Genomic DNA, 10,986 nt, shown 5'->3' on the forward strand with positions numbered 1-10,986 from the left:
GTGTCCGTCAGCCGTTCCCGTCCGGCTCGGTGGCCGAGGGGGGCAGCGGCTGCTCCGCCCAGATGATCTTGCCCTGCGGGGAGTACCTCGTGCCCCAGCGCCTGGTGAGCTGCGCCACCAGGAACAGCCCGCGGCCGCCCTCGTCCGTCGTCGCCGCGTACTTCAGGTGCGGGGAGGTGTTGCTGCCGTCGGCCACCTCGCAGATCAGACCGCGATCGCGCAGCAGCCGCAGGCGCACCGGCGGCGTGCCGTAGCGGATGGCGTTGGTGACCAGCTCACTGAGCACCAGCTCGGTGCTGAACTCCAGCTCGGCCAGGTTCCACTCGTCCAGCTTCGCGGCGGTCCACGCCCGTATCTCGGCGACGGCGGCCGGATCGAACGGGACCTCGCGGTCGGCGACCCGTTCCGCACCGAGCACCCGCGTCTTCGCTATCAGCAGTGCCACGTCGTCCTGTTGACGCTCCGGCAGGAGTTCATCGAGCACGGCCTGGCAGTTCTCGTCCGGCTGCCGGTGGTGCTGGGCCGAGAGCGCCTGGCGCAGCAGTTCCATGCCGACGTCGAAGTCCCGGGTGCGGTCCTCGATCAACCCGTCGGTGTAGAGGGCGATCTGGGTGCCTTCGTCCAGGTGGACCCGGCCGGTCTCGAACGGCATCCCGCCGCCCGCACCCAGTGGCGGGCCGATCGGAAGCTCCGGGAAGACGACGCTGCCGTCGGGCCTGAGCAGCGCGGGCGGGGGGTGTCCGGCCCGGGCGATGGTGCAGAGCCGGGAGACCGGATCGTAGATCGCGTACAGGCAGGTGGCTCCCGTGACCCCGGTGCCGGTGCCGTCGTCGGTCTCCTCCTGGTCGATGCGGTCCACCAGCTCGTCGAGGTAGCCGAGCAGTTCGTCCGGCGGGAGGTCGAGGGCGGAGAAGTTGTGCACGGCGGTCCGCAGTCGGCCCATGGTGGCCGCGGCGTGCAGTCCGTGGCCGACCACGTCACCCACCACCAGGGCGACCCGGCTGCCGGGCAGCGGGATCACGTCGAACCAGTCGCCGCTGACCCCGGACTGTGCGGGCAGGTAGCGGTGCGCGACGCACAGGGCGCTCTGCTCCGGGAGGGCGCGCGGCAGCAGACTGCGCTGCAACGTCACGGCCATGGCGTGCTCACGGGTGTAGCGGCGGGCGTTGTCGATGCTGACGGCGGCCCGCGCGACCAGCTCCTCGGCCAGCGCCAGGTCCTCGCCGTCGAACGGCTCGGGCTTCTGCGCCCGCCAGAAGTTGGCGACGCCCAGGATGATGCCGCGCGCCTTCAGCGGAGCGCTGATGAGCGAGTGGACTCCGTAGTCGACGATTCGCCCGGTCCAGACCGGATCCTGGGCCCGCCAGCCGGGGGCGTCCGAGAGGTCGGGCACCACCTGCGAACGCCCGCTGTCGAAACCCCGGGCCTGCGGGCTGGACGGGACGAAGGCGATCAGCTTGCCGCGCGGGTAGAAGGGATGGTCCTCGCGGATCCCGTGAACCGTGACGCGGCGCAGGTCCATCCCGGTGCCGGTGGGCTCGTCGCCCACCAGGACGGGATCGGCGAGGTCGACGGTGACGAAGTCCGCGAGGCCGGGAACGGCGACCCGGGCCAGCTCCTCGGCCGTGCGCGCGACGTCGAGGGTCGTGCCCACGCCGACGCCGGCCTCGTAGAGCAGCGCGAGGCGGTTGGCCGCCACCTCGGCCTTGCCGGACAGCGCCAGCAGCTCGGTGGAGTCGCGGATGGTGGCGACCGTTCCCATGCCCTTGCCGTGGCGGTCCGTCGACCGCTGGTTCACCACGAGCAGCCGGCCTCCCGCCTGGTGCACCTCGTCCGTGGCCACCCTGCCGGACATCAGCAGCTCCGCGGTGTCCGGGTCGAGGTCGTGCAGTTCGCCCAGGTGCCGGCCCTCCGCGTCGGCCGGCAGCCCCAGGAGCTCCCTCGCCTCATCGTTCGCCAGGAGCAGCCGCCCGTCCTGCCCGACGATGACCACGCCCTCCCGCACCGCGTGCAGCACGGCGTCGTGGTGCTCGTACATCCGGGTCATCTCGGCCGGCCCCAGGCCGAGCGTCTGCCGCTTCAGCCGCCTGGCCACCAGGGCGGTCCCGGTCGTCGCCACAGCGAGTGCGACGGCGCCGGCCCCGAGGATGACCGGCACTTGCCGGTTGCTGGCCGTGGTGACGTTGTTGACCTTGAGTCCGGCCGACACCAGGCCCACGACCTTGCCGTCGGGTGCGTTGACGGGAACGATCGCCTGGACCTCGTGACCGAGCGGCCCGTGCACGCTCTCCGTGTAGACGCGGCCCTGCAGTGAGGGGCCGATCGTTCCGACGAACGGCTTGCCGATCTCTTGCGGCAGGGGGTGCGTGTAGCGGATCCCCTGGGTGTTCATGATGACGATGAAGTCGACGCCGGCCGGTCCGCGCGCCGCCTCCGTCAGCGGCTGCAGGATCGCCGACGGGTTCGGGGACTGCAGCGCGGCGATGATCCCGGGCGAATGCGCGAACGACTCCGCGACGGCCACCGACCGGTTGCGCGCCTCCGTGTCACTGGTGTGCCGCTCCTCGAGGACCAGCGCCAGGATCGCTCCGAGGACGAGCAGCAGCACGACCACGACCTGCAGCACGAACATCTGTCCGGCCACGCTGCGGGACTTCTTCCGATGAAGCCTCTTCGCGGTCGGCGACTGCTTGGCCACGGCCCGGATACGGTCGGTGAATTCGACCATGCGTCATTTCTAACACCAGGGCATGGGCAACTACGAAGCCCTGCTGCCGTTCGGGCGCCGCCGATTCCCCGGGCTGACGACCGCCCGGTGCGGGTGCCCGTCCGCCCTGGTGGAGCAGGCGTCGGAGCCGCGTCGACCGATCGCCGCCGCCGCGCCCCTGCGCACCGCGGGTGCGCCGCACGGGCACGGGGTCGGCGGCGCGGGTCCCGCACGGGCGGCGCACGGCCCGCGCCCAGTGCCCGGCGCGCGGGCGGCCCGCGCCCGGCGCGCCGGCCGTCAAGGCAGCAGGCCGTGCTCGCTCAGTGCCAGCCGCAGCGCTCGAACCGCGTAGAAGCAGCGGGACTTGACCGTTCCTTCGGGCACCCCGAGCAGCGCGGCGGTCTCGGCGAGCGAGCGGTGGTTGAAGTAGACCTCGGTGAGCACCGCCCGGTGCGCGTCGCTGAGCGAGGACAGCGCCTGGCGGACGGACCAGCTGTTGAGCAGGCGGTCGATGTCGTTGCCGAGCTCGGACTCGCCGGCGAAGAGCGTGAAGTCCGGTGCGCCCACCTCGGCGGGGCGGCTGCTGCGCGCCCGCAGGTGGTCGATGAGCAGGTTCCGGGCCACCCGGTAGAGCCAGGGCAGCGGCGTGCCGCGCTCGGCGGCGAGGATCTCCGGGTGGTGCCAGGCGCGGACGAAGGTCTCCTGGGTGAGGTCCTCGGCCAGCTGGGGGTCACCGAAGGTCCGCTTGGCGAGGTAGCCGTGCACGGCCTGGTGGTGCGTGGTGAGCAGCCGGGTGAAGTCGGCGGCGGCCATCCGCGGCGCGGCGGCGGCCCGGGCCTGACGGGTGGCGTCCGGGGCGAGCTCGGTCATGGTGGTCCTTCGAACAGGTGCTGACGGCCCCAGGTGGGGCGCTCGGTCCGAGGCTCGCGTCGGGCCGTGCGCGCGGGCATCCGCCAACTGCCGCTCGTGTTCCGGCCGCCCCGGCGGTCCCCGGCCCGCGGGCGGCCGCTCACTGCGGCCGGAGCGGGGGGCGAACGGTCGACCGGCGGGCTCGATGTGCCGGGCCGGGCACCGCAGACTGCCTGCCACACCAGCGCTGACCTGCGCCTTTGCGCCAGCCGGCGGATGCTCGGCGCGGGCGCCCGCCGGGCGGCCGCGCCGATCCGCCACCGAACGGGCGGCTCGGGCTGCTGGGGGCGGGCTGATCGGCCTGATCGGGCTGCGGGGGGGGCTGACCGGGCTGCGGACACCTGCCGCGGGAGCGGGACCGGAGAGGTCCGGGACGGGGTCGGGAAGGAGATCAAGGAATTCTGAACCCGGCCTGCGTGCCGTCCGTCAAGGCGGCCAGGGAGGCCGGACCAGGCCGACCCAGCACCCGCCGGCCCCTCTCGCGCCAAGGGGCCGGCGGGCCCAATCCCGTGCGGTGCGTCCCGATCCGACGCTCCGCCCAGCTCATGAGAGGTCGACGAAAGACATGCTCGAACAAGACCGCGAGGTCGGCGGGACCGGTGTCCCGTCCACTCGCGCGGCCGTGACCGCGGAACGGGTCCTGGCGGGCATCTGCCTGGCCGTGCCCGTGGTCGCCCTGCTCTCGGTCCCCTCGTACAGCCGCAGTACGCCGGAGCTCGGCGGAATGCCGTTCTTCTACTGGTACCAGCTGCTGTGGGTGCCGCTGTCGGCGCTGTTCACCTGGTCCGCGTACTTGCTGCTGAGCCGGGACGAGAAGCGCCGCGCGGCGCACCGCGGCGGTGACGCCCGATGACGCCGCTCGCCGCCAAGGTGAACGCGCCCGCGCTCACGGTGTTCCTGCTGCTGCTCGCGCTGGTCACCGTCCTGGGCTTCCTGGCCGCCCGCTGGCGCCGGGCCGCCAACACCCGCCACCTGGACGAATGGGGCCTGGGCGGCCGCTCGTTCGGCACCTGGGTGACCTGGTTCCTGCTCGGCGGTGACGCCTACACCGCCTACACCTTCGTCGCGGTGCCCGCCGCCGTGTTCGCCACCGGGGCGGCCGGCTTCTGGTCGGTGCCCTACGCCGCCATGGTCTACCCGCTGGTCTTCCTGCTGCTGCCGCGGCTGTGGTCGGTGGCCCGGGTGCACGGCTACGTCACCCCGGCCGACTTCGTCCGCGGCCGCTACGGCTCCCGGGCGCTGGGACTGGCGGTCGCGCTCACCGGCATCCTCGCCACCATGCCGTACATCGCGCTCCAACTGGTGGGCCTGGAGGCGGTGCTGAACGTCATGGGCCTCGGCGGCGGCCCCGGCGCCTCGCCGCTGGTCAAGGACCTGCCGCTGCTGCTGGCCTTCGCCGTGCTGGCCGCCTACACCTACTCCTCCGGCCTGCGCGCGCCCGCCCTGATCGCGTTCGTCAAGGACACCCTGGTGTACCTGGTCGTCCTGGTGGCGGTCGTCTACCTGCCCATGCGGCTGGGCGGCTACCACCACATCTTCGACACCGCCGCCGCCAAGTACCGGGCCGTCAGCCCCGCCACCCACCAGCCGGTCGGCTCGCTCGTCCCCGGGTCGTCGGCCCAGTGGGCGTACGCCACGCTGGCGCTCGGCTCGGCCCTGGCCCTGTTCATGTACCCGCACACCGTCACCGGCGTGCTCGCCGCGAAGTCGCGCCGGACCGTCCGGCGCAACATGGCGCTGCTGCCCGCCTACTCGCTCCTCCTCGGGCTGCTCGCGCTGCTCGGCTTCATGGCCGTGACCGACGGCGTCGGCAAGGGCGTCAAGGGCTACAACGCACAGCTCGCGGTGCCGCAGCTGTTCGCCGACCTGTTCCCCGGCTGGTTCGCCGGCGTCGCCTTCGCGGCGATCGGCATCGGCGCGCTGGTCCCGGCCGCGATCATGTCCATCGGCGCGGCCAACCTCTTCACCCGCAACGTCTACAAGGAGTTCGTCCGGCCCGGCGCCACCGCCGAGCAGGAGACGAAGGTCGCCAAGTACGTCTCGCTGCTGGTCAAGTTCGGCGCGCTGGTCTTCGTCCTCGGCACCGACCAGCAGCTCGCGATCAACCTGCAGCTGCTCGGCGGACTGTGGATCCTGCAGACCGTGCCGACCATCGGCGCCGGTCTCTTCACCCGCTGGTTCCACCGCTGGGCGCTGCTGGGCGGTTGGGCCGTCGGCATGGCCTACGGCAGCTGGCAGGCGTACGGCATCGCAAGCCCCGCCACCAAGCACTTCGGTGGCAGCACCGCGCTGATCCCGCTGATCGGCCGCACCGGCTACATCGGCCTGACCGCCTTCGTGCTCAACCTGGTCACCGCCACCGCGCTCACCGTGCTGCTCCGCGCGCTGCGCGCGCCCCAGGGCGCCGACGAGACCCGGCCCGCCGACTACCGGGCGGAGGTCGGTGACGGGACCGGCCCCAGCGACCACCAGCCCGACGCCGGCAGCCCGGCGGCAGCGGACACCGGCGACCACCAGCCCGACGCCGGCAGCCCGGCGGCAGCGGACGCCGGCGGCCCGGAACCGGCCCCCGCCACCGCCCCCACGGGCTGAACACGCGAAGGCAGCAGATGAGAACCGCCTCCACCACGGTGCCGCGCCCCGCCCCGCCCGTCGGGTCGGGCCCGGCCCTCCTCGACCGCGTCCGCGCCGGCCTGATCGGCGACGGCGAGGTGCTGAACGGGCCCTACGGCCCCCGGCGGACGACGTACGCCGACTACACCGCCTCCGGCCGGTCGCTCGACTTCATCGAGGACCACGTCCGGGAGGCGGTCCTCCCCCACTACGCCAACACGCACACCGAGAGCTCCGCCACCGGCCTGCAGACCAACCGGCTGCGGGAGGACGCCCGCGCACTGATCCACCGGGCGGTCGGCGGCACCGACGACCACCTGGTGCTGTTCTGCGGCTCCGGCAGCACCGCCGCCGTCAACCGGCTGGTGGCCCTGCTCGGCCTGGCCGGCCCCGCGTCCTCGGCCGAGGTGCCGGCCGAGCGGCGGCCGGTGGTCTTCGTGGGCCCGTACGAGCACCACTCGAACGAGCTGCCCTGGCGGGAGTCGGCCGCCGATGTGGTGGTGATCCGCGAGGACGCCGACGGCCGCATCGACCTGGCCGACCTGCGGGCCCGGCTCGTCCGCCACGCCGGCCGGCCGTTGAAGATCGGCAGCTTCTCGGCCGCGTCCAACGTCACCGGCATCCGCTCCGACACGGACGCCATCGCCCACCTGTTGCACGCCCACGGCGCGCTGTCCGTCTGGGACTTCGCGACCGCCGGCCCCTACCTGCCGATCCGCGTCGGTGGGTCGGCGCCCGGGCGCGGCGACCACAAGGACGCCGTGTTCCTCTCCCCGCACAAGTTCGTCGGCGGCCCGCAGACCCCGGGCGTCCTGGTGGTGCGGCGCCAGCTGATCCGCAACGCGGTGCCGACCGCGCCGGGCGGCGGCACCGTCTCCTACGTGAGCCCCGCCGACCACCGCTACCTCGACGATCCGGTGGCCCGCGAGGAGAGCGGCACCCCGGCGATCGTGGAGTCGATCCGCGCCGGGCTGGTCTTCGCCCTCAAGGAGGCGGTCGGCACCGAACTCATCCACACCCGGGAGGAACGGGCCTGGCGGGCGGCGCTCGCCCGCTGGCGGGACAACCCCGACATCGTGGTGCTGGGCAACGTCGACGTGCCGCGCCTGCCCGTGGTCTCGTTCCTGATCCGCCACGAGGAGCAGTTCCTGCACCACAACTACGTGGTGGCGCTGCTCAACGACCTCTTCGGCATCCAGGCCCGCGGCGGCTGCTCGTGCGCCGGCCCTTACGGCCACCGGCTGCTGGGCATCGGCCCCAAGCGTTCGGAGGCCTTCCGCGAGCAGATCGTCGAGCACGGCTTCGACGGCCTCAAGCCCGGCTGGACCCGGGTCAGCTTCCCGTACTTCATGTCGGACACGGTCCGGGACTACGTCGTCGACGCGGTCGACCTGATCGCCGCCGAGGGCCACCGCCTGCTGCCCGACTACCGCTTCTGCCCCCGCACCGGCCGCTGGCGCCACCGGGCGGCCGCCGGCGATCCACCGCTGCGACTGACCGACCTGCGCTTCGACGGGCCCGACCCGCTCGGCCGGCCGGCCCGCCGTCCGCCCCTGGGGGAGGATGCGCTCCGCGGCCACCTCGCCGAGGCGCGGGCGCTGCTCGCGGGGCGGCGACCCGAGGCCCGGGCGCCGCTCGGGGGGCTCCGGGCGGCGGCGCCCGGCGGGCCGAACGGGCTGCCCGCCGGCTTCGAGGCGCTGCGCTGGTTCCCGCTCCCGCCCACGACCTGAGCCCGGCCACGGGCGCGAGCACTTGGGCCTGGCCGGAGGCGGCCCCCACGGCCTGGGCCGACCGCCGCTTGCGGATCATGGAGAATGGGGGCTGATCAGCGGTCGGCAGCCGGCAGCGCGACCGGCCTGCGGTGGCGACCTGCCGTTGCCGCCGCGGGAGTGGCAGGCCGGCAGCGGGTGAGGAGCGGATCGGATGGCGGAGCGGCACGCCCGTGCGGCGGCCGGCCCCGCGCGCCTGGTCGGGCGCGCCACGCAGACCGCCCGGCTGCGCGAACGCCTGGCGGCCGGGCTGCGCGGGCGGGGCGGTTCGCTCTTCGTGTCGGGCGAGGCCGGTGCCGGGGTGACCAGCCTGCTGGAGTGCTGCCTGCCCGAGGCGGTGGACGCGGGGGCGCAGGTCTGGCGCGGGGCCGCCGACGAGCTCGGTCGGCGGCTGCCGCTGCTGCCGTTCCTGGAGTGCCGCACCGCCGACGGGCTCCCGCTCTACCGCTCCGACCCGGAGCTGGCCGACCTCGCCAGGGCGGGCGGCGGGGGTGTCTCGGTCACGGCGACCAGCGGTGTGCTGCTGGAGGTCGTGACGGAGCAGTGCGCCCGGGGGCCGTTGGTGGTGCTGATCGACGACGCGCAGTGGCTGGACGAGGCGTCGGTGGCGCTGTGGCAGCGGCTGGACCGGCTCGCCGCCGAGCTGCCCCTGGTCCTGCTCGGCGGCCTGCGCGGCGGCACGTGGGCGCAGCCCGTGGCCCGGCTGGTCGGCACCGCCGCGGAGCGCGGCGACCTGGTCGAGCTGCGGCCGCTGCCGCCGGACGAGGCCGTCGAACTCGCCCGGCGGCACCTCGGCGCGGCTCCGGGTGCGGGGCTGCGCCGGCTGGTGCCCGAGGCCGGCGGCAACCCCCGCTTCCTGCTGGACCTGCTCGACGCCCTCGAGCACGCCGGAGCGTTGCACCGCACCGGGCGGGAGGTCGACGTCGCCGACGGCACCGCGGCGATAGCGTTCACCGAGGTCGCCCGGCTACGGCTGGTCGAGCTGTCGGAGGACGCCGCCGACCTGCTGCGGACGGCGGCCCTGCTCGGCCGTCGCGCGGAACTCGCCGACGTCGCCGCGGTGTCCGGCCGCTCGGCGACCTCGCTGCTCACGGCGGTCGAGGAGGCGGTCTCGGCCGGACTGCTGGTCTCCCGGGAGACCGGGCTGGAGTTCCGCCACCCGGTGTTCTGGCGGGGTGTCGTCGACAGCATCCCCGCGGTCCTGCGCAGGGTGCTGCGGCGCGATGCCGCGCGGCGGCTGGCCGGGGTGGGCGCGGACGTGGCGCAGGTCGCCCGGCTGCTCGCCGAGTCCGGCCCGCAGCTGGACGACTGGGCCGCGAGCTGGCTGCACGACCAGGCCGCCCTGCTGGTCGAGCGGGCACCGGAGACGGCCGTGCCGCTGCTGCGAACCGCGCTGGAACACGGTCGCGCCGACGACCGGGCGGTCGGGCTCCGGGCGGTACTGGCCCGTGCCATGCTGCGCACCCGCCGCTACCGCGAGGCGATGGAGCTGGCCCGGCAGATCCTCGCCACCGCGACCGATCCGGCCCTGACCGCCGCCGTGGCCTGGGACTTCGTCCGCGGCCTCCACCTGGCCGGCGGGCACACCGAGGCCGCCCGGGTGTGCCGGGAGCAGCTCGCCCGGCCGGGCGTGCCGCCGGTGCTGCGGGCCCGGCTCGGCGCGGCACTGGCCTTCTCCCTGCTCACCGTCGGTGACCGGCCCGGGCCCTGGCCGGCGGCGGGTCGGGACGCTGCCGAGGTCACGGCCGACCCGTGGTCCCGGGCGCTGCTGACCCTGTGCCGAGCGGTGCTGGCCCGCGCGGACGGTGACAGCGGCCGGGCACTGGAGCTGCTGGCGGACGCCCGTGACCGGCTGGCCGGACCAGGCGACGGCAGGCCCGGCCTGCGCGCCGTCGTGCTGGCCGAACTCGCCGACCTGTTGGGCGAGTTCGACAGATCCACCGAGGCAGACCAGGCCCAGGCGGAGGCCGAGGAGTGGGCCGGCCGGTCGGACTCGCGCGATCCGCGCTGGGCGGCCGTCGCCGGTTTCGTCCGCCAGGTGCGGGACGGCGACTGGACGGGTGCCGCCGCCGACTTGGCCGAGCTGTGCCGCCCCGAGGAGCCCCAGCCGATGCTCACCGCCCACTGCGCCCAGGCGGTGCGGCTGGCCGTCTGCGGCGAGCCGCGGGAGGCGGCCGCCCAGCTGGCGCAGGCCCGCCGACTGGCCGGCTCCCGGGCGGTCGGCTGGCAGGCCGTCATGCTGGCCGCCGCGGAGGCGCTGGCGGCCGAGCGCGAGGGGGACCCGCTGCGCGCCCTGCGGTCCCTGGAGACCGTGCTGACCGGGCGGTACGTCGGCGGGTACGCCTACCGGCTGCTGTGGGTGCCGCGGGCGGTGCGGCTCGCGCTGGCGACCGGCCACGCCGAAACGGCCGAGCGCTTCGTCGCGTTGGCCCGCGAGGCGGTGCGGGTGGAACCGCTGCCGAACCGGCTCCAGGTGCTCGGCTGGTGCGAGGCGCTGACGCACGCGGACGAGGTCGGGCTGGTCGCGGCGGCCGAGTACTTCCGTGCGGTCGGCCGCCGGACGCAGTCGGCCTGGGTGCTGGAGGACTTGGCCGCCGTGCGGGCGGAGCGCGGCAACGCCGCGGCGGCGCGCGCGGCGCTCACCGAGGCGCTGGCCCGCTACCGGGAGTCGGGCGCCGCTGCGGAGGCCCGCCGGGCCGAGGCGCGGCTGCGCTCGGCCGGCGTCGAGACCTCGGCGCACCGCCCGGCCGGCGGCGACCGACCGCCCAGCGGCTGGGCGGCGCTGACGCCGGCCGAGCTGACGGTGGCCCAGTTGGTGGGCCGGGGGCTGTCCAACCCGGAGATCGCGGCCAGGCTGGCCGTCTCCCCCCGGACGGTCCAGACGCACGTCTCGCGCGTGCTCGGCAAGCTCGGCGCCGAATCGCGGGTCGCCATCGCCAAGGAGCTGGCCCGCCAGGCTCACCGGGCCGCTCCCCCGGCCGGTTGACC

At 75.0% G+C, this 10,986-nt stretch carries 6 protein-coding genes; 4 read left to right on the forward strand and 2 right to left on the reverse strand.

The window, feature by feature from the left end; genetic code table 11:
• Nucleotides 1-7 precede the first annotated feature (7 nt).
• Together LN042_RS09695 and LN042_RS09700 are read right to left on the reverse strand one after the other, a co-directional pair.
• Complete coding sequence (locus tag LN042_RS09695) at nt 8-2,632, reverse strand: SpoIIE family protein phosphatase (protein ID WP_230050780.1); 2,625 nt, start codon at nt 2,630-2,632, stop codon at nt 8-10.
• A gap of 372 nt (nt 2,633-3,004) precedes the next feature.
• The gene (locus LN042_RS09700; protein WP_230050481.1) at nt 3,005-3,577 is read right to left on the reverse strand and encodes a sigma-70 family RNA polymerase sigma factor; all 573 of its coding nucleotides are present in this window, start codon (nt 3,575-3,577) and stop codon (nt 3,005-3,007) included.
• 604 nt (nt 3,578-4,181) lie between these two features.
• On the opposite strand from LN042_RS09700, the gene LN042_RS09705 reads away from it, so the two are divergent.
• The 4 genes from LN042_RS09705 (at nt 4,182) to LN042_RS09720 (ending at nt 10,984) form a co-directional block, all read left to right on the forward strand.
• Nucleotides 4,182-4,469 (forward strand): DUF3311 domain-containing protein, encoded by a 288-nt coding sequence (locus LN042_RS09705; RefSeq protein ID WP_230050483.1) that lies wholly within the window; start codon nt 4,182-4,184, stop codon nt 4,467-4,469.
• Nucleotides 4,466-6,208 (forward strand): monocarboxylate uptake permease MctP, encoded by a 1,743-nt coding sequence (gene mctP / locus LN042_RS09710; protein ID WP_230050485.1) that lies wholly within the window; start codon nt 4,466-4,468, stop codon nt 6,206-6,208. Before LN042_RS09705 ends, mctP begins: the two co-directional genes overlap by 4 nt.
• Nucleotides 6,209-6,225: 17 nt before the next feature.
• Nucleotides 6,226-7,959 (forward strand): aminotransferase class V-fold PLP-dependent enzyme, encoded by a 1,734-nt coding sequence (locus LN042_RS09715; protein ID WP_230050487.1) that lies wholly within the window; start codon nt 6,226-6,228, stop codon nt 7,957-7,959.
• A gap of 193 nt (nt 7,960-8,152) precedes the next feature.
• Nucleotides 8,153-10,984 carry an ATP-binding protein gene (locus LN042_RS09720; RefSeq protein ID WP_230050489.1) on the forward strand — a complete coding sequence of 944 codons (2,832 nt, stop codon included), beginning with the start codon at nt 8,153-8,155 and terminating at the stop codon, nt 10,982-10,984.
• Nucleotides 10,985-10,986: the final 2 nt, after the last annotated feature.

Source organism: Kitasatospora humi (assembly GCF_020907985.1).
GTDB classification, from domain to species: Bacteria; Actinomycetota; Actinomycetes; order Streptomycetales; family Streptomycetaceae; genus Kitasatospora; species Kitasatospora humi.

Excerpts from the sequence above, each read along its gene's own strand:
- LN042_RS09695 (WP_230050780.1), bottom strand. The coding sequence starts at position 2,632 with ATGTTCGTGCTGCAGGTCGTGGTCGTGCTGCTGCTCGTCCTCGGAGCG.
- LN042_RS09700 (WP_230050481.1), bottom strand. The coding sequence starts at position 3,577 with ATGACCGAGCTCGCCCCGGACGCCACCCGTCAGGCCCGGGCCGCCGCC.
- LN042_RS09705 (WP_230050483.1), top strand. The coding sequence starts at position 4,182 with ATGCTCGAACAAGACCGCGAGGTCGGCGGGACCGGTGTCCCGTCCACT.
- mctP (WP_230050485.1), top strand. The coding sequence starts at position 4,466 with ATGACGCCGCTCGCCGCCAAGGTGAACGCGCCCGCGCTCACGGTGTTC.
- LN042_RS09715 (WP_230050487.1), top strand. The coding sequence starts at position 6,226 with ATGAGAACCGCCTCCACCACGGTGCCGCGCCCCGCCCCGCCCGTCGGG.
- LN042_RS09720 (WP_230050489.1), top strand. The coding sequence starts at position 8,153 with ATGGCGGAGCGGCACGCCCGTGCGGCGGCCGGCCCCGCGCGCCTGGTC.